Annotated in this window: 30 protein-coding genes; 9 read left to right on the top strand and 21 right to left on the bottom strand. The window is 62.5% G+C overall.

Annotated features, from left to right (window positions below; translation table 11 throughout):
- Positions 1–5: 5 nt before the first annotated feature.
- Both NWFMUON74_RS28010 and NWFMUON74_RS28005 read right to left on the bottom strand, forming a co-directional pair.
- Positions 6–338, bottom strand: coding sequence for a hypothetical protein (locus NWFMUON74_RS28010; protein WP_187684742.1), 333 nt, complete (start codon positions 336–338; stop codon positions 6–8).
- Positions 339–381: 43 nt separating this feature from the next.
- Positions 382–840, bottom strand: a complete 459-nt coding sequence (locus NWFMUON74_RS28005) for a MarR family winged helix-turn-helix transcriptional regulator (protein WP_232110638.1) — start codon at positions 838–840, stop codon at positions 382–384.
- A gap of 80 nt (positions 841–920) precedes the next feature.
- On the opposite strand from NWFMUON74_RS28005, the gene NWFMUON74_RS28000 reads away from it, so the two are divergent.
- Entirely contained in the window at positions 921–1295 is a 375-nt protein-coding gene (locus NWFMUON74_RS28000) for a cupin domain-containing protein (RefSeq protein ID WP_187684741.1), read from the top strand.
- A gap of 12 nt (positions 1296–1307) precedes the next feature.
- Here NWFMUON74_RS28000 and NWFMUON74_RS27995 read toward each other — a convergent pair whose 3' ends face one another.
- The 3 genes from NWFMUON74_RS27995 to NWFMUON74_RS27985 all read right to left on the bottom strand — a co-directional run bounded on the left by NWFMUON74_RS27995 (position 1308) and on the right by NWFMUON74_RS27985 (position 4755).
- Positions 1308–1949 carry a TetR/AcrR family transcriptional regulator gene (locus tag NWFMUON74_RS27995; protein ID WP_187684740.1) on the bottom strand — a complete coding sequence of 214 codons (642 nt, stop codon included), beginning with the start codon at positions 1947–1949 and terminating at the stop codon, positions 1308–1310.
- 80 nt (positions 1950–2029) lie between these two features.
- Positions 2030–3469, bottom strand: coding sequence for a proline--tRNA ligase (gene proS, locus NWFMUON74_RS27990; RefSeq protein WP_187684739.1), 1440 nt, complete (start codon positions 3467–3469; stop codon positions 2030–2032).
- A 32-nt stretch (positions 3470–3501) separates the two neighbouring features.
- Positions 3502–4755, bottom strand: coding sequence for an MFS transporter (locus NWFMUON74_RS27985; protein ID WP_187684738.1), 1254 nt, complete (start codon positions 4753–4755; stop codon positions 3502–3504).
- 207 nt (positions 4756–4962) lie between these two features.
- Here NWFMUON74_RS27985 and lepB point away from each other — a divergent pair, with 207 nt between their 5' ends.
- On the top strand, positions 4963–5715 hold the full coding sequence (lepB, locus tag NWFMUON74_RS27980) for a signal peptidase I (RefSeq protein ID WP_187689468.1): 753 nt from the start codon (positions 4963–4965) through the stop codon (positions 5713–5715).
- On the opposite strand, the gene NWFMUON74_RS27975 is transcribed toward lepB, so the two are convergent.
- Positions 5712–6089, bottom strand: coding sequence for a PLD nuclease N-terminal domain-containing protein (locus tag NWFMUON74_RS27975; protein ID WP_187684737.1), 378 nt, complete (start codon positions 6087–6089; stop codon positions 5712–5714). The genes lepB and NWFMUON74_RS27975 overlap by 4 nt on opposite strands.
- A gap of 71 nt (positions 6090–6160) precedes the next feature.
- Positions 6161–6676: an MmpS family transport accessory protein gene (locus NWFMUON74_RS27970; protein WP_187684736.1), complete on the bottom strand. Its 516-nt coding sequence runs from the start codon at positions 6674–6676 to the stop codon at positions 6161–6163.
- A 482-nt stretch (positions 6677–7158) separates the two neighbouring features.
- Here NWFMUON74_RS27970 and NWFMUON74_RS35770 point away from each other — a divergent pair, with 482 nt between their 5' ends.
- Positions 7159–7596 carry a helix-turn-helix domain-containing protein gene (locus NWFMUON74_RS35770; RefSeq protein ID WP_197986923.1) on the top strand — a complete coding sequence of 146 codons (438 nt, stop codon included), beginning with the start codon at positions 7159–7161 and terminating at the stop codon, positions 7594–7596.
- A 1077-nt stretch (positions 7597–8673) separates the two neighbouring features.
- Here NWFMUON74_RS35770 and NWFMUON74_RS27960 read toward each other — a convergent pair.
- The 5 genes from NWFMUON74_RS27960 to NWFMUON74_RS27940 all read right to left on the bottom strand — a co-directional run bounded on the left by NWFMUON74_RS27960 (position 8674) and on the right by NWFMUON74_RS27940 (position 12220).
- A complete protein-coding gene (locus NWFMUON74_RS27960; protein ID WP_187684735.1) occupies positions 8674–9294 on the bottom strand; it encodes a Cap15 family cyclic dinucleotide receptor domain-containing protein in 621 nt (206 codons plus the stop codon).
- Complete coding sequence (locus NWFMUON74_RS27955; RefSeq protein WP_187684734.1) at positions 9291–10181, bottom strand: nucleotidyltransferase domain-containing protein; 891 nt, start codon at positions 10179–10181, stop codon at positions 9291–9293. Before NWFMUON74_RS27955 ends, NWFMUON74_RS27960 begins: the two co-directional genes overlap by 4 nt.
- Before the next feature lie 427 nt (positions 10182–10608).
- A complete protein-coding gene (locus NWFMUON74_RS27950; protein ID WP_187684733.1) occupies positions 10609–11268 on the bottom strand; it encodes an antirestriction protein ArdA in 660 nt (219 codons plus the stop codon).
- Positions 11261–11695 carry a hypothetical protein gene (locus NWFMUON74_RS27945; RefSeq protein WP_187684732.1) on the bottom strand — a complete coding sequence of 145 codons (435 nt, stop codon included), beginning with the start codon at positions 11693–11695 and terminating at the stop codon, positions 11261–11263. The genes NWFMUON74_RS27950 and NWFMUON74_RS27945 overlap by 8 nt, the downstream gene beginning before the upstream one ends.
- 111 nt (positions 11696–11806) lie before the next feature.
- Positions 11807–12220, bottom strand: a complete 414-nt coding sequence (locus NWFMUON74_RS27940; protein ID WP_187684731.1) for a hypothetical protein — start codon at positions 12218–12220, stop codon at positions 11807–11809.
- Positions 12221–12999: 779 nt separating this feature from the next.
- On the opposite strand from NWFMUON74_RS27940, the gene NWFMUON74_RS36640 reads away from it, so the two are divergent.
- Positions 13000–13128, top strand: a complete 129-nt coding sequence (locus NWFMUON74_RS36640; RefSeq protein ID WP_269475295.1) for a hypothetical protein — start codon at positions 13000–13002, stop codon at positions 13126–13128.
- A gap of 204 nt (positions 13129–13332) precedes the next feature.
- Here the strand turns inward: NWFMUON74_RS36640 and NWFMUON74_RS27935 are convergent, their stop codons facing one another.
- Genes NWFMUON74_RS27935 through NWFMUON74_RS27925 form a run of 3 tightly spaced genes read right to left on the bottom strand, consistent with a single transcriptional unit; the run spans position 13333 to position 15146 of the window.
- The gene (locus tag NWFMUON74_RS27935; protein ID WP_187684730.1) at positions 13333–14220 is read right to left on the bottom strand and encodes an IS3 family transposase; all 888 of its coding nucleotides are present in this window, start codon (positions 14218–14220) and stop codon (positions 13333–13335) included.
- A 2-nt stretch (positions 14221–14222) separates the two neighbouring features.
- Positions 14223–14528, bottom strand: coding sequence for a transposase (locus NWFMUON74_RS27930; protein WP_187684040.1), 306 nt, complete (start codon positions 14526–14528; stop codon positions 14223–14225).
- A gap of 33 nt (positions 14529–14561) precedes the next feature.
- Positions 14562–15146 (bottom strand): hypothetical protein, encoded by a 585-nt coding sequence (locus tag NWFMUON74_RS27925; protein ID WP_187684729.1) that lies wholly within the window; start codon positions 15144–15146, stop codon positions 14562–14564.
- Between the two features lie 273 nt (positions 15147–15419).
- On the opposite strand from NWFMUON74_RS27925, the gene NWFMUON74_RS27920 reads away from it, so the two are divergent.
- Both NWFMUON74_RS27920 and NWFMUON74_RS27915 read left to right on the top strand, forming a co-directional pair.
- Positions 15420–15749: a hypothetical protein gene (locus tag NWFMUON74_RS27920; protein ID WP_187684728.1), complete on the top strand. Its 330-nt coding sequence runs from the start codon at positions 15420–15422 to the stop codon at positions 15747–15749.
- Between the two features lie 129 nt (positions 15750–15878).
- Positions 15879–16214: a histone-like nucleoid-structuring protein Lsr2 gene (locus tag NWFMUON74_RS27915; RefSeq protein WP_187684727.1), complete on the top strand. Its 336-nt coding sequence runs from the start codon at positions 15879–15881 to the stop codon at positions 16212–16214.
- A 174-nt stretch (positions 16215–16388) separates the two neighbouring features.
- On the opposite strand, the gene NWFMUON74_RS27910 is transcribed toward NWFMUON74_RS27915, so the two are convergent.
- The 5 genes from NWFMUON74_RS27910 to NWFMUON74_RS27890 all read right to left on the bottom strand — a co-directional run bounded on the left by NWFMUON74_RS27910 (position 16389) and on the right by NWFMUON74_RS27890 (position 20394).
- Complete coding sequence (locus tag NWFMUON74_RS27910; protein ID WP_187684726.1) at positions 16389–17411, bottom strand: nucleotide kinase domain-containing protein; 1023 nt, start codon at positions 17409–17411, stop codon at positions 16389–16391.
- Positions 17412–17432: 21 nt separating this feature from the next.
- Positions 17433–18392, bottom strand: a complete 960-nt coding sequence (locus NWFMUON74_RS27905; protein WP_187684725.1) for a TylF/MycF/NovP-related O-methyltransferase — start codon at positions 18390–18392, stop codon at positions 17433–17435.
- The gene (locus NWFMUON74_RS27900) at positions 18389–18982 is read right to left on the bottom strand and encodes a hypothetical protein (protein WP_187684724.1); all 594 of its coding nucleotides are present in this window, start codon (positions 18980–18982) and stop codon (positions 18389–18391) included. The genes NWFMUON74_RS27905 and NWFMUON74_RS27900 overlap by 4 nt, the downstream gene beginning before the upstream one ends.
- A 22-nt stretch (positions 18983–19004) precedes the next feature.
- Positions 19005–19967 (bottom strand): nucleoside triphosphate pyrophosphohydrolase family protein, encoded by a 963-nt coding sequence (locus tag NWFMUON74_RS27895; RefSeq protein ID WP_187684723.1) that lies wholly within the window; start codon positions 19965–19967, stop codon positions 19005–19007.
- Positions 19968–20127: 160 nt separating this feature from the next.
- Entirely contained in the window at positions 20128–20394 is a 267-nt protein-coding gene (locus tag NWFMUON74_RS27890; RefSeq protein WP_187684722.1) for a hypothetical protein, read from the bottom strand.
- Positions 20395–20645: 251 nt separating this feature from the next.
- On the opposite strand from NWFMUON74_RS27890, the gene NWFMUON74_RS27885 reads away from it, so the two are divergent.
- The 3 genes from NWFMUON74_RS27885 to NWFMUON74_RS27875 all read left to right on the top strand — a co-directional run bounded on the left by NWFMUON74_RS27885 (position 20646) and on the right by NWFMUON74_RS27875 (position 22345).
- Positions 20646–20870 (top strand): hypothetical protein, encoded by a 225-nt coding sequence (locus tag NWFMUON74_RS27885; protein ID WP_232110637.1) that lies wholly within the window; start codon positions 20646–20648, stop codon positions 20868–20870.
- An 87-nt stretch (positions 20871–20957) separates the two neighbouring features.
- Complete coding sequence (locus tag NWFMUON74_RS27880) at positions 20958–21494, top strand: DUF6879 family protein (protein WP_187684721.1); 537 nt, start codon at positions 20958–20960, stop codon at positions 21492–21494.
- The gene (locus NWFMUON74_RS27875; RefSeq protein ID WP_187684720.1) at positions 21491–22345 is read left to right on the top strand and encodes a helix-turn-helix domain-containing protein; all 855 of its coding nucleotides are present in this window, start codon (positions 21491–21493) and stop codon (positions 22343–22345) included. Before NWFMUON74_RS27880 ends, NWFMUON74_RS27875 begins: the two co-directional genes overlap by 4 nt.
- Positions 22346–22362: 17 nt before the next feature.
- Here NWFMUON74_RS27875 and NWFMUON74_RS27870 read toward each other — a convergent pair whose 3' ends face one another.
- The gene (locus NWFMUON74_RS27870) at positions 22363–23604 is read right to left on the bottom strand and encodes a helix-turn-helix domain-containing protein (RefSeq protein ID WP_187684719.1); all 1242 of its coding nucleotides are present in this window, start codon (positions 23602–23604) and stop codon (positions 22363–22365) included.
- Positions 23605–23963: the final 359 nt, after the last annotated feature.

Here is a 23963-nt window from a genome sequence, read left to right as displayed (position 1 = left end):
TGCTGTCAAGACCCCGGGCCGGGCGCGGTCCACGGCTTCACCGGCGGCTTCACCCACAGGATCTTCTCGTCGCGGTGTGATCGGCGTGCCGCGGGGTGCCCAGGGTGGCGGGCGGCCCAGTCGTCTTTCTCGTCGAGCAGGCGCGCGACCATGGCCCAGGTCTCGTCGGTGCTCGGCGGATTGGTGTCGGCCGCGCGGGCGAGTTTGCGCCGGGTCGCGGCGGGGAGGGCGAGCAGGTCGGCGCCGGTGATGTCGCGCTGCCAGAGATAGGCCGCGAGGCGGCGGGCCTTGTCGGCGCGGCCCTTGGCGGCGTGGTCGGTGTGTGCGTAGTCGGGCATGGCGGACTCGTATCGCGGGGACGGTGGCGTCGAGCCTAGTCGCTCACCACGCCGAGGGCCGGACTCTGCCCGGCGCGACCACTCGCGCGAGCGCCTCGCGCAGCCCGGCCGTTCGCTCGCGGCCGAGGGCGGCTTCCCATCGCGCGGTGAATTCGGCGGCCGCGGCGTCGGCGGCCCGGGTCGCCGCCCACCCGCGCGGGGTGAGGGTGATGAGCCGGGAGCGGGCGTCGCGTGGATGCGGATTGCGTTGGGCGTAGCCCTTGTTCACCAATTCCTCGACCAGCTGGCTGGCGGCCTGCTTGGTGACGCCGAGGTGTTCGGCGATCTCGCCGACCGTCGCGCCGTGGGGCGCCATGCGGGCGAAGGCGAATCCGTGGGTGGGGCGCACATCGTCGAAACCGGCCGCGGCCACCGCGGCGTGCACGGCGTCGGTGACCTCCGCGGCGGCCGCGAGCAGCAGCATGGGCAGGTCCTGGGCGGGCGCGGCGGCGCGGGTCGGCATGGTTGCATCTTGGCACTTGACAGATAAGACAAGTAGCTTGACTATATAGTCAAGAAACTTGACAAAAGAGGAGATGTCCGATGCCCGTCGTCCGTGCCGCCGAGGCCGATGTCCACGAAATGCACAACGCCCGCTTCATTTCCTACGCCCGGCCCGGCACCGGCAGCACCGAGCTGTGCGTCTGGCGGCTCGAGGTGGCTCCCGGCACCGCTGGAGCACCGCATCGCGTGCTGGGGGAGGAGGTGTTCGTGATGCTGGCGGGCGAGATCGTGCTCGCGATCGACGAGGTGCCCGAACGGTTGTCGGCCGGTGACGCCGCCGTCGTGCCGGGCGGCGCTCGCATCCGGGTCGACAACCCCGGCGAGTCACCGGCCGTGCTGATGGTGAGCGTGCCGGTCGGATTCTCCGGCGAACTCGCCGACGTCAGCCGGTTCACCCCGCCCTGGGTCAGCTGAAGTCGCAGGGGCTCAGGCGATCCCGGCCAGCACCAGCGCGCTGATCTCGTCGCAGATATCGTCCGGCGTCAGCGGCGATTCCGGCTCGTGGCGGGCGAGTTCCTGGGCCATCGAGTTCACCGCGCCGATCACCGCGATCGCGAACAGCCGGTAGTCCCGCCGCCGGGCCTCGCCACGCGACACCGCGCGTTCGGCCTCGTCCTGCAGCAGCTCACGGAAACGAGTCCGCCACCCGGCCCGCCACCGCTCCACGGCATCGCTGACCCCGACCACCTCGATGTAGCACACCCGCGCGGAAGCGGGTGTGCGACAGGTGATCTGGAGATAGACGCGGACTCCCCGGGCGATCCGCTCGGCGATGGGCAGCTCGTCGGCCGCCTCGATCTCGGCCAGCGCGGCGGCGACCGCGCGGCCGATGATGTCGTCGGCCAGTGCGATCAGCAGCTGCTCCCGGCTGCTCATCTCCTCGTAGAAACTGCGCGTGGAAATGCTTGCCGCGGAACACAACTGCTCGATGCTGGTGGCCGAATACCCCTGGGTGCCGAATAACTCGAGCGCGGCCCGCAACAGTCGTTCCCGTCGTTGTCCGGCCCGCTCTTCGGCGGTGCGACCGCCGTAGTGGCGCCTGGCCTTGGCGCCCTGCTTCGTAGCCACTGCCGCGACGTTACTCGAGCGCGTCAGACCCGGTCAAACTGTGATGCAGGCCACCTATGTCACCAGGTCGCGCGGCTGTCTCAGTAGGCGCGGCCGAAGATCACTCGTTTGCCGTAAGCCGATGCGGCGCCGCATCGTACGCAGGCACCCGTCGCCGGTTCGCCGTCCAGCGGGATGCATCGCGGGGTGGCGGCGGTGCCGGACTTGATGTCCTCCTCGCAGGCTGGGGTGCCGCAGTGCAGGGCCAGGGCCCAGCCGGTCGACACGGCGTCGGCGAAATCGTCCCAGCCGTCGACTGTTCGGGTGTGGCTGTCACGGAATTCGGTAGCGCGGGCGAGCAGGAAAGCCTGGAACTCGTCCAGCACGCCGGGCAGCGCATCCGGCAGGGTGTCGATCGGCACGGCCTGCTTGCCCTCGTCGCCGAGTCGTCGCACCAGCATCGCGGTCCCGGCTTCCAGATCGCGGGGCCCCAGCTCGAGCCGGAGCGGGACGCCGCGCATCTCCCACTCGTTGTATTTGAATCCGGGGCTCAGCTGCGGGCGGGCGTCGACGTGCGTGCGCACCCCGGCCGCGCGCAGGCGGCGGGCCAGGTCGTCGGCCGCCGCCTCGACCGCGGTGTTGCCGCCGCGCGTGATCGGCACGATCACCGCCTGGTACGGCGCCAGCCGCGGCGGGAAGACCAGGCCCTTGTCGTCGCCGTGGGTCATCACGATGCCGCCGATCATGCGGGTGCTCATGCCCCAGGAAGTGGTGTGGCACAACTCGTCCCGGCCGGCGTCGCTGGTGTACCGGATGTCGAAGGCGGTGGCGAAATTGGTGCCCATGTAGTGCGAGGTGCCCGCCTGCAGGGCGCGGCCGTCGCGCATCATGCCCTCGATGGTGAACGTGGCGACCGCGCCCGCGAACCGCTCGCCCGGCGTCTTCTCGCCCGGAACCACCGGCATCGCGGCCAGGTCGCGTGCCACCTCGTGGTAGATGTCGAGCGCGAGCTTGGTCTCCCGGTGCGCGTCGGCCGCGTCGACGTGCGCGGTGTGCCCCTCCTGCCACAGGAATTCGGTGGTGCGCAGGAACATTCGCGGCCGCAGCTCCCACCGCACCACGTTCGACCACTGGTTCAGCAGCAGCGGCAGATCCCGGTGCGAGCTGATCCACTTGGCCATCATCTCGCCGATGATCGTCTCCGACGTCGGCCGCACCACCAGCGACTCTTCGAGGTCCTTGCCGCCGGCGTGGGTGACCACGGCCAGTTCGGGTGAAAACCCTTCCACATGTTCGGCTTCGCGGCTGAGGTAGCTCTGCGGGATCAACAGCGGGAAGTAGGCGTTCTCGTGCCCGGTCGCCTTGATCCGCCGATCCAGTTCGGACTGCAACTGCTCCCACAACCGATACCCGTACGGTCGAATGACCATGGTGCCCTTGGCCGGACCCCGGTCCACGAGCCCGGCCTTGAAGACCACCTCGTTGTACCAGGCAGCGAAGTCCTCACTCTGGGCGGTCACACCGCGCTCATCCCGTGCCATGCCCAGAGACACTACTGGCCCGTGCCACGAGGCTATGCGAGGGCGGTCAGGGGTTCGCGGGGGACGAACTCGACTCCGCGGCGGGAGAGTTGGAGGCGTAGGCGGCCTACTCGGGCGAGGATCAGGGCGACGGCTACCGCGGCGGCGGCGGAGACGGTGCCGCAGGCGAACAGGCCGATGCGGGGGCCGAATCGTTCGGTGATCCAGCCGACGATGGGGCCGCCGATCGGGGTGCCGCCGGTGAAGACCATCATGTAGAGCGCCATGACGCGGCCCCGCACGACCGGTTCGGTGGCCAGTTGCACCATCGAGTTGCTGGACGTGTTGAACGTCAGCCCGAGCAGGCCCACGACCGTCAGCATCGCCGTGAACAGCCAGTACTCCGGCGCGAACGCGGTCACCGCCTCCAGCACGCCGAAGCCGACGGCCGTCATCACCAGCATCCGCAACCGCACCTGGGTCCGGCGCGCGGCCAGTAGGGCGCCGAGCAGCGATCCGGCGGCCAGCGCCGTGTTGAGCAGCCCGTACATTCCGGCGTCGACGTGGAAGACGTTGTAGGCGTAGCCGGAGAGCACGGTCGGGAAATTGAATCCGAATGTCCCGATGAAACCCACGAGCACGATCGGCCAGATCAGCTGCGGCCGCGTACTCACATACCGCAACCCCTCCCGCAGCTGCCCTTTCCGGCGCGGCGCCGGCGGCAGTGACCGCAATTGCGCGGGTCGCATCATCAGCAGACTGCCGATGACGGCCACGAACGACAAGGCGTTGACCGCGAACGCCCATCCCGTGCCGACCGCCGCGATCACCACACCGGCCACCGCCGGCCCGACCAGTCGCGCGGACTGGAAGTTCGCCGAATTCAAACTCACCGCGTTACGCAATTGCCCCGGCCCGACCAGTTCCGCCACGAAGGTCTGCCGCGTCGGATTATCCACCACCGTGACCAGCCCGAGCAGGAACGCCAGCAGATAGACGTGCCACACCTGCACCATCCCCGTGAGGGTCGATACCGCGAGCACCGCGGCGAGCACGCCCATGGCGCCTTGGGTGAAGAGCAGCAGCCGCCGTTTGCGGAAGCGGTCCGCGATCACCCCCCCGAACAGCCCGAACAGCAGCATCGGCAGAAACTGCATGGCGGTGGTGATGCCGACGGCGAAGGAACTGCCGGTAAGACTCAGAACCAGCCAGTCCTGCGCGATCCGCTGCATCCAGGTGCCCGTATTCGACACCATCTGGCTGGCGAAATAGTAGCGATAGTTGCGGACCGCCAACGAGGCGAACATCCCGATCTTCCGTTCGGGAGTCGTGCCTACCGGGTCCGCCGAAGGTCTGTCGTTGTCGTCGTTGTCCCTGCGCGTTGTGTACTCCTCTGCTGTCGAACCGGCTGTTACCAGGATATTTCATTAGCTTTCCTAAGTGAAAGTGATTTCCGTCCGGGCGCACCCGCTACGCTGTTCGGCGTGGCAGACGTGGAGGGCGGCTCCGTGCCGATGCCGGGGGCGGACGACAGCGCGAATACTTCGGCCGAGCGGGTGGTCGCGAAGAAGGTCAGGCGGCCGTTCTGGCAGGAGTTGCCGTTCCTGGTGGTGATCGCCGCGGTGATCGCGGCCGTCATCGTCAACCTCGTCGGGCGGCCCTATTTGATCCCGTCGGAGTCGATGGAACCGACGTTGCACGGCTGTGCGGGATGCACCGGGGATCGCATATTCGTCGAGAAGCTGAGCTACTACTTCGGCGACCCGCGTCCGGGTGATGTGGTCGTGTTCATGGGACCGACCGATTCCTGGAACAAGGGATACTCGTCGCCCCGATCGAGCAATCCGGTCATCCGGCCGGTGGAGGACTTCTTCTCGTTCTTCGGATTGGCGCCGCCCGACGAGAACGACCTCGTGAAGCGCGTCATCGCGGTGGGCGGGCAGACGGTTCAGTGCTGTGACCCGCAAGGACGAGTCATCGTAGACGGCAAGGCCCTCGACGAGCCCTACGCCCGGTACACCGTCCCGTACCGGCCGGGCCTTTCCTACCGGTCGAGCAACGGGTCAGGCCGTGAATTCGATCCCGTGCGAGTGCCCGAGGGCTATCTGTGGGTCATGGGCGACAACCGAAACCATTCATCGGATTCGCGAGCGCACGCGTCCGACGAGTTCAGAGGCACTGTTCCCGTCAGCGATGTCCGCGGCCGGGCCGTCTTCAAGATCTGGCCGCCGAGCCGAATCGGGCCGGTGCGGAGTTCTCGAAACTAGAGTTCATCCGCTTCGCGTTGCCGGTCGATCTCGGCCTGCCTGGCCGCCTCCTGCCGCCGTGCTTCCTGCCGTTGCTGCTCCGCTCGCTCTCGCAGGCCCCGCAGAAAGTCCTCGTCCGCTTCCGGATTCTGCGGTACATACCGTCCGGGCCGGTCATACTCGGGATACCGGCTCGGCGTCGTACTACGGCCTTCGGAGATCGGCCGCCCGATGAACAACCACAGCAGCGCGCCGACGGTCGGCAACAGGATGACCACCAGCAACCACCCGGCCTTCGGCAACTGCCGAATTTCGCTCTCCGGCGCCGTGATGACATCGATCAGGCAATACACCCACAAAAGGAGGGTCACAACCCCCACAACGGCGTACGGCATCCCCCACTCCTTCGTCTACCGCGAGACGCTCATACTACAGCCCCTCGGGCGCAAGGCAATTCGTGCGAACATCAGCGCGCGGAGCAATTGACCGCCGCATACCTGCCCGTGGCGGTCCGTTCGTCCGCCACCACCCCGTCCACGGTGATCCGGCAGGTGATCGACGTGCCGTTGGTCTGCGCACTGAGCCCTGAGACGGTCACCGCCGAATTGTTCACCACGGTCCTCGTCCACGGCGCGCGAACACCCGGCTCCTTCGCGAGATCGGACCGCTCGTCGAAGTAGACGACAGTATTCAGGGCGGCATTCGAGATGACTTCGTAGGTAATGGTTTTGGGTTGCGGTATGGCAGGCAACGGTGGGATCAGCACCGCCGGAGTGGGTGTGGGGCTCTCCGCGGGGGGAGCAACCGCAGCAGGAGTCTCGGTGGACGACCGGATCGCCGAGTCCACGGCGGCACTGATCACCGCGGCATATCCACAGAGAGCGAGAACCGTTGCGCCGAACAGGATCCAGGGCCACAGCAGACGCTCCCTCGGGGGGCGCGCAGACCCCGTCGGCGGTGGAAACAGCGGCGGCATCGTCATGATCTGTCCTCATCTGAAACATCGATGCCTCGAAGCCTGACCTCCGATTCCCTCACCGCAATAGGGCATTTCGTCCCTGCTTTGCCCCCCTGTGGCTGGATGTCGAGTCCATTGCCCGTTCGCGTACTGCCGCCGCGCCGGCCGAGCTTCCGACGCCTCATGTGACACGATCCGGATGTGGTGAGAATTGGTGACTTGACGCATTTCTTCCGCGGTTCGCGGCAGCGGTCCTGATCGAACTGGGTGCTGAGGACTGGAGCGAGGGCGACGAGTCCCCCGACCTTCCCGTCTCGTGCTGGCGGTTGGCGTGGTCCGGCGAACTTTGGTGCCTGACTCGAGTGCGGCGCTCGAACGGTTCGCGGACGGTCGCTCAATCGTGGGGCAACCGTGGGAAGTTAACGGAGACCGCGACCTCTACCACGGACGAATCGGAGTCTCGAAATGACAAAGCTCTGGCAGTGGAGATGCCAAGGCTTCTCGAGGTGCGGTTTCTGAGGCACAGCTCCAATCTCGTTGCCGCAGGCCAGGGGCTTTCAAACCTGTTAGCGGAGGCACAGGCTGAGGTTGAACAGGGTGTTGATCGCCCCGTGGTGCCGATGTCGCCGCGAAACCGGAAGCTGTCGGATGCCGAGAAGGCCGAGCTGGCGCGGGACTACACGCGGGGTCTGACGGTGTATCAGTTGGCCGAGAAATTCTCGATCCAGCGTCAAACCGTGAGCAAGCACCTGCACCGGATGGGCGTGCCGATGCGACAGCAGGGGCTCAGTGAGGAGCAGGTCGACCGGGCGGCCGAGCTGTATGTGGAGGGTCTGACTCTCAAGCAGGTTGGAGTGAAGCTGGGCGCGGATGCTGGCACGGTGCGGTTGGCGCTGCTACGGCGAGGGGTGAAGATGCGGGAGTCGGTGGCAAGGAGAAAGTAGAACCAGACGTCCCCAAAATGGGAATCGGGTCTGGTTCAGCCGTTGCCATTTATATTCCGATTTCGACTTTTGAGTTGCTCTTCCAAGTGGAAGATATCCATTTGAGCATGGCCTCAACCCGTTCGTCATGGGCTCTTGTCCAGCCAGTGGGTTGTGAGCGATGGTGGCCTATTGCGCAGAGCAGCCGGGATGGTGGTTACACGTTGCCGTGCATACTGAGGACCTATTCCTCTAGCCGGTGGACAGTGACTGGCGTTTCATGATGTGGCATGGAGATGCGAATGCCAAGCTGGGTAAGGTTCAGTGGTTGTCTAAAGGCTAGACGGGGGAAATCTATTGGTGTGCGACAACTGGTGACTACATGCAATTCGCTCGATCAGTCAATTACCCGCCGCGGAGCCACATTGAACGACATAAACTGGCCAGAAGTAATGACGGGCTTTTCTCTTGGACTCGTTCCGTTGGTAGCCAGGCAGTTATACATCCTAATCAACTATACGACCCAGTCGTCAAGGAAGAAGTTTCTCGGTAACCTTTGGGCGTACCATCGAAGCACGGTCGGCGACGGAACGATTATCGAAGCGCATTACCGTGTGAAAATACTCTTTGCTCACGGGCCGACTTCTCCTCCGAACAACGGGATCCGACACCGACCCTGCGGGGAATCAGCTATCGTATGTTGGAACTATTTCCAAAAGACATGGAATGGTTCGCTATGTGACGCTGAAGGATCCGTCATCTCATGAAAGGATGCTGTGGATAGTTATTGATCCATTCTTCAGGACATTCCAACGCACGCCGGGATTGGAGGCTGCTCTAGATCTGCAAGGGCTTCCTGTCTGCACTCCTATGCTCATTAGTAGGGCACCTATCGCCCTAAACGAGTTGGAAACCATCCTTGAAAATCAAGTATTGAAGGTTCAGCCTTTCAATAACCCCTGATAGATTATTGGGGTAAGAATCGATTGATGGCGTTGAATGCCATCTGTCGATCATCGGTGATCGCTCGCGTGCGAAATGACTGACTAAGCCCGTCAGTAGTATGGGCGACCATGCAGCCCGCTAAACTCTCCGTCATCATTCGGCAAAGAGTTCTGCCGCTTCATCAAAGCTATCGGCCAACTTTTTTCTATGTTCGGCGAACTCTAGCTCGCCCTTACTATCCCGATCGGTCCAATAGCGTCCTTTCAAACTTCGGGGTGGCTTGCCTGAAACATCTAATACGGTAGATCCGTGGTGAATGCGGCTGCGATGCTCAACGCGCATATCAGGTTTGTTGAGGTACAAGTAAGCGAGCATGCAGGAGTCGTCCACCACGGACACGCTGGCAATGGCCGAGGAGGATCGTGACTCGTTAGTCAGAAGTTTCACAATGACACGCGAGGCAGTCTGTCGTACTACCAGGTAGACAGGCTTCGGGTCAGGTTTAGCGCCAGTCGTCGGGTCAATCCAGAAGGAAGTGAGGGTGCCTTTCCACGTTCCTCGTATGCTTCGTGGCACCCCCGGTATTTTTTGAATTAGCGGGATTCGCCAAAGCCAAAAATCCCAAATATTGAGTACGGCCACGCATGCAAGGACGGCAGCAGAGAATAGCTTGAGTAGTGCGAGATCAGGCCGTCCGTCCTGTAGCCAGGTAGCCCCAACGATTATCAAGACCACCACTCCGACGATGACACGGATAGTGATGGTGTGCTTCACGAGCTGTATCCCAGGTAATTCCAAGCCGCTTTTGCGAAATCACGCCCGTCTTGGCGTGTCCACGCCTGGCCGCTGTGGAAGAGATACTTGCATTCGTTGACCTCTCGCCACCTTTCTGGCTCTTCGGACGGTTCGGATCCCTCCAATTCATTCCAGATGTGTATGATGACACCCCGCACAACCTCAGTCCACGTTGATCGACGTAAAACGCTATCTGGGCAGTTGTAGACAAGACACTCAACAAAGAACGACGGCACTTCTCGATGAACGTCGTCTTCGACCATTCTGTTTTCGACACGTTTCATGATGCGGACGGCCTGCTTGTATCGCCGGTTTGTGCGAGTGTTCTTCGCGACACCGTTGTCGAGCTGCTGCTGAGGATAGTTTATAAGTGATGCTCCGTCCTTCTTGAATACCTTGGCTCCTTCGCGGAAGTGTGTCGGCGAGAAGTAGTAATGATAGTCGAAACAAGGGACGACGTCTGCGTCGACTCGCGCGGTGCTCGAGTGAATTCGAAAAGCCGTGGATCCAGAAGAGTCTACTTGGTCAGGAAATTTCGCTTCGAGCGCGGTCTTTAGCTCTGAACGGAGCCTTGCTGGAGTCCAGATGCCGGTGTAGGGGCTTCCTCCCGAATGCGCGTCATCTGTCGCTTCATCCCAATATATGACATCGCTGCATTGCACAGCGATGTCCACGTCGCTGTCGGCCCTGACGTTGGTGTTGTTGGCGTAGGAGCCCTTCGCGTAGACCGTAAGGCCGCACGAATCAAATGCGGGGTGCTCTTTGACGGCATCCCGGATCATCCTCTCCGTTCGATCCTGTTTGTCCTGCTCCGTTGAGGTTGAGGGGCCAATCCATCCGCCGAGCATATCTTCGAGGGCGGTCATGATTGCTGCTTTCGTACCGAGAGGGATCCGTGTGAATGGTCACGAATTTGAGTCACTTTTACCTCACTTTAAACTATGAATAAATTATGCCAAAATTCATGAAGAAACAAAAGATCAATGGTATACGGTCCCGTCGATAGTCGATGCTGGATGTAGCCTCCTCCTTGCGGATCCGTGGTCGCAACTGCGTGGTCATGTACCAATATGAGCGTTTCCGGTCCTGCGATTGTTACGGAGAGGCTGTGTGTTTAATTGGGACTTTAGCCTCTATCCAAGAGTTTGCTGGTCGCCTATGTGGCGATTGGTTGGGCTGGGTGGGCCTATTGTGGCTCCGCCGTGACGGCTTGTGGGCTTGCGGTCGAGTCGAGCAGAACCTGGCCTGGTGGCCCTGCGCATCGATCACGGCGAGTAGGACGTGGCGGGAAGGTTAGGCCCTCTCATCGAAAATCCACACCCCGCCACCCGTGGCGGGGAACACCACCATGTCCATGTCGCGTTGCCATTCCTCGCCGATCGCCTCGTAGTCGATGCTGGCGTAGGGCCGAACTTCCGCGGGGAGTGTGCGGTCCAGGATCTCGTCGTAGTCAGCCGGTCGAAATTGTTCGCGCACATAGGCAGCCAGTGAGTCGTAGTGGCCTTCGTAGGCGGTAGCGAAGTGATCGAACAGGCGCGGATCATCCTCGTGGGCGCTGGCCCAGGCGGCGAAGGCTGGGCCGTGTTCAGCGATACCGCGGGCAACTTGCGACAGCAGTTCGATGCTCTGAGCCTCCTCCAGGCCGATCGCGCCGGTGGTCACCTGGAAGTCGGCGAAGTCGTCGTAGTTCCAGATGTAGAGTCCCTCGGGTTCGACGGCGTTGTGGTCGCCGAAGACGGCATACAGGTCGGCCCGAACGGCATTCGGATCGCGGGCCATGTCGAACCAGGCGCCCCGGGTGAGTTCAGCCCGCAGGGGCAGGCCGGCAGTGACGTAGATGCGTGGGTTGAGCTGCGGCTCCCGCTCATGGGCCTGGTCGGCCTCGGCCGCTGGCAGTTGTTCTCCGACACCGATTTCATTGTGGCCCAGTGCGTTTGGAAATCGCTCATTCATGCTCACCTCCTTCCGATGACTCGGCATTGTCGGTGGGGAGCTGGTTGCTCACCAGCATGAACGCCAGCGCTTCCACACCACCTTGCAGATCGCTGGTGGTCAGATCGTCGTAGTGGCGAACCAGTCCATTCAACTGGTCGCTGATGTAGTTGGCCCGCGTGGCGAGGGCGTGCTTGCCTGTCTCGCTGTTCAGGTCGAACGAGTGGGTCAGCTGAACGAGTGCCAGCGCCAGTTCGGCGGTGGCCGCGGGCTGTTGGTCGCTTCGGTGCACGACGGCGTCGTCAATGGCTTTGAGCAGCGCGTCGCTGATGTCCCAACGGAGCTGCTGCTCGCGGTCGTCGGACTCGGTGGACGGAGCCGCATCGACGGGCTGGTCGAGCGGGTTCTCGCCTGAATTGTGTTGTGTATGTGGGTATTTCTCGCTCATGATCTTTCTCCTCTTGTTAGCTTTGAGTGTTGGCCGGTGGACAGCGGTGAGGTCTCACGCATTCCTCGAACGGCTGCCCACCGGCCTCTTGCACCGGGCGCTGAGCCAGGCTCAGCTGTCCGTCTGCTCACCTCCTGCCTGTTGTCCGCCGCGGCGCCCCCGCGCACGGCGATTGCCCTGCGGTGGTTCGCCTTCGGCCCCCTCGGCTTTGTCGGCCGTTTCCGATGTCTCGATGACCGGGTGTTCGTCATCGTCGTCGGGCGGTGGTGGCGGCGCCGCAGTGAACAGATTGTCGATCGCCGCTTGCCGGGCGCGGGCCTCTTCCTCGATGGCGGCGCGGGCGGCGTTGGCCCGTGCCATCAGGTCGGGATCGTTCTTGGCGGCTTCGATGTAGGCATCGACAGCGTGGAAGCACTCGGCTTTCAGACTGCTGCCGCGCAGTTCGGCAATCCAGGTGAGCTGGGCGTGCCGGGCGGTGTCAATCCGTATGGCAAGGGTGATTTCCTTGCTCGACGGTTCGGGCATCGCGTCCTCCTCGGTGCGAGCGGCCGGTAAACGCTTGCTGCGCTTACGGGTTCGGCCGCAGGACACCGACGATGCGGCCCGTCACGGGCGACCCAACCGACGGGTATGTCGGGCGGGTCGCCCTGCTGAGGCCGCTGGCTCGGGTGGAGCCGATCTCAGTTAAGAACGGCGAGGCATCAGGCTCAATCCGCTTATCGGGCGGCGCGTCGGGCGCTGGGACGAACGATCGGACGGGCGGTTACGCCGACAGTGCGCCACGTGAAGCAACCGCTGTGGCAGCGGTTTTCGCGTTGTGTAACCGACAACGGGCACGGTTGCCGGTTGTCGGGCGAACGGCCGACACGCGGCCCGACGGGGCCTGAAAACGGGCCTGTGTCGGCTGCGGAGGTATCGGTGGGCGGACCAAAGGTAACAAACCCGCTCGTCACCGAGCGGGCATTCTCTATTGGCGATAATGACGTCGTCTGCCCTCGCCAGCTCATTTATCCGTCCGCCGCGCCGGTTCGCGTCGAGACGCTTGACACGGCCCAAGGGTGGTATGCGTAAACTCATGCCGTCTGACCGGATTGGCCATGCCGATCCTTCGACTTGCACTGTGCGTCCGCCTGTTTGGCGTCCATGAGCGTAGCCGCGAACTGCGTGGCTACAGCCGCCGCTCCGGTGGCGGCTCAACTGTGTGAGTCGAAAGGAAGGTAATGGCAGACCCGTCAGATCCATCCCGGCACGTTCGGGATGGTGCCAGCCGGTGGTGGAAGCTGTTTCTGGTGTTCCGAACCGTCGTGACGATCGTTGATGTCACGGTTCGGACCCTGCCGAAGCTGTGGGAGAACCCCGCCAGCACGGCAAGAAGGGCTCTCGCCGAACTGGCGGGGTGGCTGCTGCACGTGATCCGGAGCTTGGTCGGCTAAGGAGATCACGCACAGCTACACAGGGGGAGTCGGGTCGTGTTCGCGGATAACCCGACTCCTTCTGTGGGTCTATGTATCTAAAGCGCTAATGATTCCAGTGTATCTATATCGGCTCGGCGAACTATACACCCCTGAGTGTGTATTGTTGCCCCCGCCGGTTACCGGGAGATAAGGTGAGGTTCCCCCGCCGAGCCGGAGAGCGGATTATCTGGTTCCGGCCAGAACCCGTTGATGGTAGCTGGCTTCGTACTCGTCGGGTGATCGCCAATCCAGCTTCTTCTGGATGCGCTGGGTGTTGTACCAGCCGTCGATGTAGGAGAACAAGGCGTTCTCCGCGTCTTCCCTTGTGCGCCAGGAGTTCCGGTACACCAGCTCGGTCTTCAGTGTGGAGAAGAAGTTCTCCATGAGCGCATTGTCGTAACTGTCTCCGACCGACCCCATCGACTGGGCTATTCCGTTGTCGGCCAACCTGTTTGCGAACCGAATGGCTGTGTAGGTCGAGCCGCGATCGGAATGATGGACCAGTTGTCCGTCACGCACATCCCGCACCCACACCGCGTATTCCAGGGCCCCGAGTACCAGCTCGGTGTCGCAGCGGTCGGAGCATTTCCAGCCCACGATCCGGTTGGAGAACGCGTCCCGGACCGCCGCCAGCCAGAACACGCCCTCGCCGGTCGGGATCCGCGTCGCATCCGCCACCCACAACCGGTCCGGGGTGTCCGCGGTGAAGTCACGGTTGACCAGATCCGGTGCCGGCGTGGCGCGGCGGTCCTGCCGCGTCGAGGGAATACGCCATTTCTTACGCAGGAACGCGCCCTGCAGCCCCGCCCGCCGCATCAGCCGCTCGACTCGTTTGCGGCCGACCGCGATACCGCGGCGGCGCAGCATCGCGTGCACTCGCGGCGATCCGTAGGTGCCGCCGGAGCTGGTGTGGATATCGACGATCTCAGCCAGCAATTGTTCGTCGGCCAGCCGCCGCCGCGAGGGGTTCTTGGCCTGGGCCAGCCATCCATAGAACGTCGACGACGCGATGCCCAGCACCCGCAATACGAGCTCGACCGAGTGCTGCGGGTGATCTTTCACGAACCGCACGATCACCTCCGGGTCTGGCCGGGCTCCGACGCGAAATACGCACTCGCATCACGCAATACGGCGTTCACGCGTTCGAGTTCAGCGACCCGCTTGCGTAGTTGCTTGTTCTCTTCGGCCATGTCGGTCGTCGGCCGATCGCTACGCTCGCCGGCGTCCGCTTCGGCCTGGCGGATCCAGTTCCGCAGAGCCTCGTGATGCACCCCCAGCTGCGCGGCCAGCTTCCGGATCGTCGGCTTGGGATCCGCATCCCGATACAACCTGACCGCCCGAGCCCTCAACTCGTCCGGATACTTCTTCGATGCTGCCACTGATGAACTCCTTCCGGCCCCTATCGGACCACGTCAGAGCTCTCCGTGAAAGCGGGGGAACCTCACCCACGCGAACAGCAGTTCGGCTGGCGTCAGCCTGCGGACAAGATCGTCAGCATACGGTTGGCGGGTAGCGCCGGAGAGCATGGTGACCGGGAGCAGTTCGAAGTGGTTGGTCACTCTGGCGAGCGCCTGCCAGTCAACGTTATCGCTATGAGCTTCAAGCCAGGTTTCGGCGTCGAGGCGATCGTCCTCGCTCGGCCATTCCTCAAGATGACCGATCAGATCATGGAGCGTGGGGACGGCCGAGACGGCAGCGCGGCGGACATCGAAGGCAATCTCCCACGGCTCCAAACCGGCAATGAGGCCCTCGACCGCGGCAAGTCGTTGACTCGGTTCGATCGACCGCCCGGCATCGTCGAGGAACAATTGGTCGAGCACGGCGCCCGGGCAGTGGTGCAGTAGGTAGTTCTTGATGACCTCGCGTAGTTCTGGTGTCCACTCTTGAATGTCAAAGCCAACGTCGCCGCCATTGCCGACGTTGTATCGGTAGATATTGCCGAACTGTGGATCGAGGTGTTTTGCGAGGAGTTCGTATTTGGGATATTCGTCTTCCATTCGATCCTATTTTGACCGGATTAGATAATCCGGTCAACCTTTACCTTCTTGCGCTTGATGTTAGGGAGGGGACACAAGTGCCTCTTTGGCGGGTGCTGTGCACCTTCCCTATGTTTCAGTCTTAACTCTCTTCGCGGTTGTCATCAACAGGATCCGCGAAGAAAGAGATGTAGTTTCGTCGCCACGACGCTTGTGTGACGTATTATCTACATTCCCTATTGATGTTCAACAGAGGTAGTTATATAATTCGGACAGTAAACGGAGATCACATGTATGCCCCCAGCAGCATCGAACCACAAAGCAACACCCATTGAGGCAAAGACTGTTCCAGAACTGGAACAACACCTCCGGGATATCAACCTCGATCAGCGCCACATCACCGACGACGACCTTGGGGCGGACATTGACACTCGCACCCTGTGGGCGGCAGATACCCTGCTGCACTACGCTAAGCGGGTTGGCGATACCCAGGAAATTGATACTGCCCTGGTCGACCTTGTCGCTGATCTGCAGCACCTCACGAACGCACTAGGCAAAGACTTTCAAGCCATCCTCGCCGCGGCAGGCCGACACGTCGAAGCCGAAGCAGCGGGCGAGCGGTAGGGATTATCCGCTCCGGATTCCTCGGCGCACGCGGAAAGCCGCAGGCGTTCCCGCGTGCCGGTCGAGCACCTGGTCGGGCGGCGTTCTAAACTGACCGCTCCAGCATTTCTGAAACGAGGGGCGATACGCATGGCGAAGAAGGTCACCGTCGAGCTGATCGACGACTACGACGGTAAATCCAAGGCTGAGGAGACAGTGCGCTTCGGAGTCGACGGCGTGGAATACGAGATCGACCTGTCGATGAAGAACGCGGGCAAGCTGCGTGAGGCGTTCGAGCAGTGGACTGGTCCCGCCCGCAAGGTCGGTCGAATCCCGAGGGGCAAGAGCAAGATTGGTGGTCGCACCGCAGCCGACAAGGAGCAGACTGGCGCGATCCGGGATTGGGCTCGGAAGAACGGCTACGACGTGTCCAGCCGCGGCCGCATCTCGGCAGATGTCGTGGAGGCGTACAACAAGGCGAGCTAGTTGACCGTGACGCCAGGATTCCGCCCGGCGTGAAACAGCCGGCAGTATCCGGAGCCAGCCTGCTGGAGTCCGGCGCGAAGGGGTACCCGACGCCAGCAGGCTGGTTGCCCTGCACGGCGGAACTTCTTCGGTCCGGCCGTCAGGTATTCGGAGCCGTGGCGTGTCCGGTTGGGCTTAGAACAGAGCTGTCTGCTCCGAAGTGGTTACTACCGCATCACCGAATACGCCGCTGGTCGGGAGCTTTTCATTGATTCCCCATTTCGGCGGGAAGAACAGTTGGATCGGTTCGGGCGTCGCGGAGAATTTAGCTTTGATGCGCTTGCGGGCACTGGCGATTTCGGGCGCGGCCTGGCGGCAGTACTTGTCGGTTTCGCAGAACAGGCCCTGGCAGTCAATAGCATGAAGCGGTCGGCCCCACAAGCCATCGAAAGGCAGTCCGAGACGTTTCAGTTCCTGCTGTTGGTGCTCGACCATCCACAGAATGACATTGGTCGGGGTGTAGTCGCCTAGATCTTCGAAACATTTCTTGATCCCGCGCAGAGCGCCTGGCCCGGCCTGGGTGAATTCATTTTCGGAGAAGTTGATCAGATCCGAGTAGTTCAGGTCGATCGAGGTTTGGTACGACATGAAGTCGCCCATGAGTGGATACCGGTGTAGCAGGTCGTAGACTTCTCGTAATGACTGGGCTTTGAGGAGTTCATCGCCGAGCCCGTCGATCAGGAACATGTGCCGAAATAGTTCGACGTGATTGAGATGTTTCAGCCCCTGGCCGTAAGCATCGGTAGCACAAAGAATGAACGCACCCGTATAGAGGCCGCCGTTACGTTGCTTGCTTTCATCCAGCGCCTTGGTGAATGCGCCACTCGCGAGATCGTCAAGTGTTGGGTAGTGGCCGAGTATGTCGCGCACGGAGCGCCAGGTTTCGATCTTGCTGAATGTGCGAAAGGCTGTAATCTGGAAGAGTCTATCTTCCGGCGAGCACGGTTCGGCGTGATAACAGACCTCCCGGATCATGTACTGACTCACCCGATCGGCTGCCCGAAAGACGTTGCAGAATTTGAATTCTTGCAAGATAGTGTCATCGGTCCACGGCCACTGCATGCCACTCACGCGACGTTCGAACGCGCGCTGACGCTCGGAGGCGAAGTGCCAATAGTATTCGTAGATCCCCTTTCGGGGAGTTGGCGGCCGTTTCATCCTGTGTCCATTCTACAATAATTACCGCTGCCGATAGAATACGCCTGTGCCGTGGAGGTGAAAGTATCGCGGATCATCGAGGAGCGGGCGGCCTGCGATACGTTCGCCGAGAGTGTAACGAAAGCGGTCCACGCCGGTGAAGTGATCGAACACGATGGCACCACCGACCACAGTACGGTCTTGGACGACTTCGAGCGCGGCCTTGGCTGAGCTGTAGTTGTCGGTGTCGATGAAGCTCAGGATGACGTCGTGTGCCGCGAGCCGCGGCGCCGTTTCTACGATGTCGCCCGGCAAGATGCGGATATTTCGCCCAGCCAGGTAGCGCTCAACGCCAGGCAAATCGGTGAAGACGCAGTCCGGGTGGTCGTACATGTCCAGGGCACTGCGACGTGGCGGGAAGCCGCCGAAGGTGTCGAAGCCGAACACCGGCCACGGTCGGCCCAGCCGCTCGATCACTCGCGACAGGAACATCGTCGTGCCGCCCTTGTACATCCCGAACTCGGCAACGATGCCGTCGACCCCGAGCCGATGGGCGTTGAGCAGGCACTGATACAGATGGATCAGGCTGTTGGGGTACCCGTTCGCCAGACTCGGCGCCAGCACCTGCATCAGTTCCTCGCGGAACACGGGATCACGGAACCCCAGGTGCTCGTAGCCCGCGACGATTACCTTCGGCGCATTGGTGACGAACGGGAGCGCGGCAAGGAGCAGGTCCTCCTTTTCCTCATCGGCGGCGACGACCAAGACGTCGTGCTCGGCCTTCGCCAGTGCTTCGAATGTCCGAACCGGCACCGTGAGCGACAGGAGACACGGTTCGGCTGTGTAGGCAGCCTCCACAGTGGCGATGAGCCCGGACGGCGTCAGGGATTCGATCAGGCGCGCTGTCGTACGTGTGGCTCCGATGATGCCGATCGACCGCGCACCTCCCATAATGTGGTGCTCCACGTCTTCCAGTAGCTTGTCGTAATCGGGTGTATTCACTGGTACCTGCCCTGATCGTAGGGATGAAACGCGAGGACGAGCTGTTCGGGCGCGTGACGGACCAACATCCCAACCAGCTTCACCGCGTCACGCACCAGCTGCTGCCCCAGGCGAAATCGTCGCTCGATCGGCGTAGGCCGACCGGGAACGAAGCATTGCTCAAGCTGGTTAAACGTGGCCGCCACTCCCTGAACGGCTGCCGGGAGTGAGGATGGGAGTGGGCCGTCCGTCGAAAATTGGATGCGGGTGACCAGACTGTCGAACCCGGCAGTTCCATCGCTGTATGGCGGTGATACTTCGGTATCGCCGTATAGGTGCTCGGCTATCGACGTATCCCGATCGGCGAGGAATGTCAGATATTTGACCGAGTAGACGAGAAGATCGATGGCTGTATCGGCCATCGATTCGTCCGCTGTGGCAATCGCGTCAACCGATACGTACTCCAGGCGGTCGACCTTTCGGGCAAGGTTCGCCATGACGCCGATTACTTCACCGCGCTTCTTCCAGGCATCCCGGTACGCGGCATTCTTTGCAGCATGAAGGCGCATAATAGCGCCCTTTATCGACGCACTATCGGCTACCTCGGCCAAGAACCTCTCATTCCGCTCTCGACTAGTGGACTTTCTTGTAGGTCAGCGTCCGCTGATCCAAGTCGGCGATCAGGTACCCACCTTTATTTTCTATCAGTTGATGGTAGGCGCGGAATCCATTTGCGATTGCCCGCCGCCACAGCCAGGCTGGCGCATCGGCGACCTCGAGGTCAGCGGCAGCAGCTCTCGCTGCCTCGACAACTTCGCCGTCAACACTCATCTCATGCAGAAACCCGAGTCGCCGCTTGGCCAGTTTCGACAACACGGCCGCCAGCCCCTCCTCAGCGAAGATGGCCCGCGCGCCGTCCTCGCACTCATCTTTCACTGGATCAGATTTTCGCTTGATACGCAGCAGCGCCCGCGAGTTCGGCGACCATCCGAACACCGCCATAAACCCGAAATGAATGGCATCGTGGTAGCGGTAGCCGTCCGAATGACGAGAGTTGTCTGTCAGCGGATCGCCGAGCTGCTTCCCGACGGCATAGCCTGCCGTTTTGCCGTTCGGCAGACTCACTGGCCCGTCCTTGAACGCGTTGGGTTCGGCGCTAACGAGTTCCATAGCTGCCACAACCGACCCACTTGGCGATGTACGCTCGATAAACTCGAACACCATCGTGCGGGGGAAACGCTCAGTTTCGGGGCTATCGGCGTCGTAGATCGGAAGGCTCGTCAGATCAACCGGCTGCGCGGGGCTGGGGTACCTATCCCGTATGCGGCTAAGATTCGTGACCGCGATCTCGTCCAAATCCAGATTACTCGCCGTCGCGATTTCTGCCGCGTACCAGAGAAGGTCACCGATCTCTTCGCGTAAAATCTCCAGGTTCGAGGCCATATCAATACCGTCGCGGAGATATCTCATATAGACATTGAGAATCGAACCGGTCTCAAAGGCCAATCCCAGCATCGGCTGAAGCGCCGCCCGCGGCCCGCCTGCAGGAAGCTGACTCGTCTCGTGCGCCGCCTGCTGGTAGGTGGAAAATTCCATGGCACTCTCAACTATCTCATCGTGACCACTGCCTTACCAGCGATCCCCCGTATACCACGCGCTGACCCCGATCCGCGCTGTCTGACTATCCTTCCCTTCGCCCACAAGCAGTTCTAGGGTCTAAAGCACTCGCTCGGCACGGCCGTCTGCGGAAGAACGATCAACTCGCAACCGCGGCCATGTGCCACCGCTGCATCCTGGCGGCACCGGCGGCGAATTCGTCGGTGCTGCCGAGCACCCGGCCCTCGGCCAGGTCGATGCGGAATGCGTCGGTGGACGCCTCGGTGACGCCGGCGATCATGGCCCTGGCGGTGTCGGCGATGGCCTTCTTGTCGTCGGCCGTCGTCCATCGTCCTACTGCCGGCACTTCGATCAGCCACCGGCTGCCGCAACAATGCACCCGGACGAGATACTGGCTCAGCGACATACGCTCCCCTCGCTCCGTGATGGGGCAGCTCGGCGCCAGGGACAAGCAAGCCAATTGCGCTGTCCCGAGCGGGCTTTCACCTGACGCCGAACTACTGCCTGTCGACGCTAAGACGGCTCGGCTCCGGGAAGCCAGCGTCTTGCACGGTCTTGCTCGGATTCGGCCAAAACTTCGGCGAGCGAGCAAGCTGGAGATAGCATCGGCCTACCGCGTGCCAGCGGTGACACACCATCTGGACAGGGGGCTCCACCATGGATGACCTGACATTTCTGGGCAAAGCCGGTTCGCTCAACAAGGACTGCCCGACCGTCTACGCCACCGATCATGAGACGTTCGTGATCCAGGGCTGGCAGACCGACGAACCCGACACCGTCGAAATTCCGCACGTTCTTCTCGGGTTCATCGAGCAGGGTAGCTATGTCGGTGCGGTGCTCACTGACACCGGCCGGGTACCTTCACACTGTCGGGTCGGGTGATCGCCGATCCGGAAACGCTCGGCCGGTTGGAGCTGGCCGAGGACGAGATGGCGATCGAAGTACCGGCGCTAGAGAGGACGTTCTTCGGTGCAGCTGCTGCCCGGTGACGAGTGGATCGACCTGTTTCAGCGGTGCACTGGCGAGGCGTTCCACCTGGAGGTCAGGGACGCCTACGCCGTGCCCGCTGAATCTGAACACTTCAGGCGGTTCCTCGACGGCGAGCCCGACGACTACGTGACCTTCCAACAGCCGTGGCTGACCCTGATGCGCGATGTCATCGCGAAAGGTGTTGCGGTACGACGGGTTCGGGTTGTGAGCGTGCCGCACAGCGACTACCACCGTTGGGTGCTGGTGGCGACGGCACCGTCCGTCGAAGCCGGTGAAGACATCCGGTACGTCCCGCGGCACCTGGCGGGCGAAGTGCCGCCCGACGACTGGTGGCTGTTCGACGACGAGCTGCTCGCCTTCAACCTGGTCGACACGAATGGCAAGCCAGCCGGGCTGGCCGTCACCACCGATCCGCAGCTCGTCGGCCACTGCCGCAGCGTGAAGCAGCGCCTGTGGGAGCTGGCGACCCCGTACACCGACTACGCCGCGAACGCCGCCACGCACGCCGGTCAGTGACGGACTCGGTTCAACAAGCACGTGAAGCACTCGGCCTGCGGCTCAGGGAGATCCGGCGGGCGGCCGGGCTGAACGGTCGCCAGCTCGCCAGCCTGGCCGGCTGGCACGAGTCCAAGGTGTCGAAGATCGAATACGGCAAAATCAAGCCGTCCGACGCCGATCTGCGGGCCTATTGCACCCACACCGGCACCCTCGACCAGCTGCCGGATCTGGCAGCGACCCTGCACCACATCGAGGCCGCCTACCTGGAATGGCGGCGCATCCTCAATACCGGCACCAAGCGCGTCCAGAACGAAACCGTCAAGCTGGCGCAGCAGACGAAGCTGATGCGCATCTACCAGCCGATCATGGTGCCGGGCATCCTCCAGACAGCGGACTACGCCGCGGCCGTTCTGCGCAAGAGCATCGACTTCTTCCATATTCCGGATGACCTGGAGCAAGGCGTCGCCAAACGGCTTGAACGGCAACAGGTCCTTTACCACGGCAAGCGACAGTTCCGGATCATCATGGGGGAGCAGGCGCTGCACACCACCGTCGGCGGCGACGACGTCATGGCCGGGCAACTGGACCGGCTCATCGCCGTGATCGGCCTGCCCCGCGTCCTGGTGGGTATCGTGCCTGCTGACGCCGAACTGACAATGGCCACAACCAATTTCGTCATCTACGACAACCGCATGGTTCTGGTGGAAGCGATTACGGCGGAGCTGACTATCACCCAGCCGCGAGAAATCGCGCAATACGCCGAGGTGTTCGACACCATCGCGCGCAGAGCGGTCTTCGGCGAGACTGCCCGCACCCTGATCGCCAAAGCGCTGGAACAGCGACGGTCACGACCCACTGGTGGACCGTGACCGCCCGTCACCAGTTATCAGGTGCTGGCCACCAGCTCCAGGAACTCGCGCACTTCGGGCACCGCCCGGTGCGGCCGCACGTCCTGCACGATGCTGTCGATGGTGGATTGCAGCCGTGTCGACGTCATGCTGGAGATCTGTTCGAAGTGGTCGATCAAGAGTTGGCAGCCCGCAGCGATCTCGCCCCCCTGAATATCGTTCTCCGCCAGCTTGATACGCCAGCCGACGTTCTCCCGTGGCCAGGCAGCCGTGCCGTCGACCGCCTCTCGCAGGTAAGCCGTCGCCGCACGGTGGTCGCCGATCCGCATGTATGACCATCCGGTCATGCCAGCCAAAGCCGCCGGTGGCAGATACACCCAGTCCGGGTCATGACCGCGCCCCGATTCGTAGGCGCGGTGCGCCCGGCTGATGGCATTCACCATCGCACTGCTATCGCCTGTCGCGCTGTGGGCGCCCGCCTCGTAGATCGCGCCCACGGCGCGCAGCCTCGGGCCGCCATCACGACGAGCAGCATTTTGCGCGGCCTCAGCGAGGTTGACGCCATCCATTGGACGTGCCTCTTTAGAAGGCTTGGATGGGCCGAAGCCGCCCTGAAAGCTCTGCATGCTGGCGTTGAGCAGGGCATGCGACGCGGCGATCCCATCGTTCGCAGCCGCCGCCGTTTGGGCGGCTTCGGCGTAGTAACGCCGGGCCCGATCCAAATGGCCCGCATCGAAGTGCACCCACCCCGCCGCGGTCATCATTTCAGCGGCGGCGCTGGTGAGTGCCTGCCCAGCCGCTTCGGTGTAGCTGCCACTGTCGAGCAGCTGCTCGACGTAGCGCACTTCGTTGGCGGCCAGGCGGCACAGCCGGTCACCACCGACGAGCAGATCGAGTTCATGAATTTGGTTGGTACTGGCGGTGATCTCGGCAACCTCGGTGGCCCCGACATGAACGCTTCCGGTTGCTGAAGTTGCTGCAGCTGCGTGTCCCGCGGTTCCTGCCGCCGTAGCAGTTCCGACCCCGAGGGCGCTGGCTCGTAGGAAATTGCGACGATTCACGTCCGCCTCCTCGTCCGACTCCACCACCAGTATGGCAAGCGGAACGCGAAGTGCCTTGGCAATGCGGCGCAGCACCCGCACATCATGGATGGCGGCTCCATCGTGTTCGAGCTGCGAAATGACCGGCTGGGTGTACCCGAGGATCGTGCCCAATTCGGCTTGCGTCATCCCGAGGGATTTCCGGATCCGGCGGATGACCTCGCCAGTTGTCATGTGCATGCGGTTGTCCCTGCTCTTCAAGTGAACGTGCATTTGCAAGATCGTCTGGCCGCTCGGGACACGTTGCCAGGCAAAGGGTTTGGCCCTTTCCGGCACTTTATACGGTTTTCCGCATATTTCAGAGGTTTCGGTTATATGCGCCGGTAAACGGCCTAAAGCCCGCCTTACGGTCGGGACCGCGCTCGGCACCAGGGCGCGCCTACCCCTCGGCAGGCGCACGCCGGTTGGCCGGAGAGGCAGGCAGATCGGTGATCACGAATCCTCGGTGCCGGGCGCACCTTCGATCCCCTGACGAACCGAGGTCCCACCATGCACAGCCTGGCCATGCACCACACCATTGCCCTGACCGAGCAGGAAAC

This window comes from Nocardia wallacei, from assembly GCF_014466955.1.
Classification (GTDB): Bacteria; Actinomycetota; Actinomycetes; order Mycobacteriales; family Mycobacteriaceae; genus Nocardia; species Nocardia wallacei.
Note: the sequence above shows the minus strand (reverse complement) of the source record. Positions and strands in the feature narration are given on the sequence as shown.

What these genes read in the sequence shown, in the direction of transcription:
- NWFMUON74_RS28010 (WP_187684742.1), bottom strand. Translation starts at nt 338, where the DNA reads ATGCCCGACTACGCACACACCGACCACGCCGCCAAGGGCCGCGCCGAC.
- NWFMUON74_RS27945 (WP_187684732.1), bottom strand. Translation starts at nt 11,695, where the DNA reads ATGAGCGAGAAATACCCACATACACAACACAATTCAGGCGAGAACCCG.
- NWFMUON74_RS27895 (WP_187684723.1), bottom strand. Translation starts at nt 19,967, where the DNA reads ATGGAATTTTCCACCTACCAGCAGGCGGCGCACGAGACGAGTCAGCTT.
- NWFMUON74_RS28005 (WP_232110638.1), bottom strand. Translation starts at nt 840, where the DNA reads ATGCCGACCCGCGCCGCCGCGCCCGCCCAGGACCTGCCCATGCTGCTG.
- NWFMUON74_RS28000 (WP_187684741.1), top strand. Translation starts at nt 921, where the DNA reads ATGCCCGTCGTCCGTGCCGCCGAGGCCGATGTCCACGAAATGCACAAC.
- NWFMUON74_RS27940 (WP_187684731.1), bottom strand. Translation starts at nt 12,220, where the DNA reads ATGCCCGAACCGTCGAGCAAGGAAATCACCCTTGCCATACGGATTGAC.
- NWFMUON74_RS27920 (WP_187684728.1), top strand. Translation starts at nt 15,420, where the DNA reads ATGCCCCCAGCAGCATCGAACCACAAAGCAACACCCATTGAGGCAAAG.
- NWFMUON74_RS27950 (WP_187684733.1), bottom strand. Translation starts at nt 11,268, where the DNA reads ATGAATGAGCGATTTCCAAACGCACTGGGCCACAATGAAATCGGTGTC.
- NWFMUON74_RS27970 (WP_187684736.1), bottom strand. Translation starts at nt 6,676, where the DNA reads ATGACGATGCCGCCGCTGTTTCCACCGCCGACGGGGTCTGCGCGCCCC.
- proS (WP_187684739.1), bottom strand. Translation starts at nt 3,469, where the DNA reads ATGGCACGGGATGAGCGCGGTGTGACCGCCCAGAGTGAGGACTTCGCT.
- NWFMUON74_RS27955 (WP_187684734.1), bottom strand. Translation starts at nt 10,181, where the DNA reads ATGACCGCCCTCGAAGATATGCTCGGCGGATGGATTGGCCCCTCAACC.
- NWFMUON74_RS27870 (WP_187684719.1), bottom strand. Translation starts at nt 23,604, where the DNA reads ATGCACATGACAACTGGCGAGGTCATCCGCCGGATCCGGAAATCCCTC.
- NWFMUON74_RS27915 (WP_187684727.1), top strand. Translation starts at nt 15,879, where the DNA reads ATGGCGAAGAAGGTCACCGTCGAGCTGATCGACGACTACGACGGTAAA.
- lepB (WP_187689468.1), top strand. Translation starts at nt 4,963, where the DNA reads ATGCCGGGGGCGGACGACAGCGCGAATACTTCGGCCGAGCGGGTGGTC.
- NWFMUON74_RS27975 (WP_187684737.1), bottom strand. Translation starts at nt 6,089, where the DNA reads ATGCCGTACGCCGTTGTGGGGGTTGTGACCCTCCTTTTGTGGGTGTAT.
- NWFMUON74_RS27885 (WP_232110637.1), top strand. Translation starts at nt 20,646, where the DNA reads ATGGATGACCTGACATTTCTGGGCAAAGCCGGTTCGCTCAACAAGGAC.
- NWFMUON74_RS27890 (WP_187684722.1), bottom strand. Translation starts at nt 20,394, where the DNA reads ATGTCGCTGAGCCAGTATCTCGTCCGGGTGCATTGTTGCGGCAGCCGG.
- NWFMUON74_RS27910 (WP_187684726.1), bottom strand. Translation starts at nt 17,411, where the DNA reads ATGAAACGGCCGCCAACTCCCCGAAAGGGGATCTACGAATACTATTGG.
- NWFMUON74_RS27925 (WP_187684729.1), bottom strand. Translation starts at nt 15,146, where the DNA reads ATGGAAGACGAATATCCCAAATACGAACTCCTCGCAAAACACCTCGAT.
- NWFMUON74_RS27985 (WP_187684738.1), bottom strand. Translation starts at nt 4,755, where the DNA reads ATGTTCGCCTCGTTGGCGGTCCGCAACTATCGCTACTATTTCGCCAGC.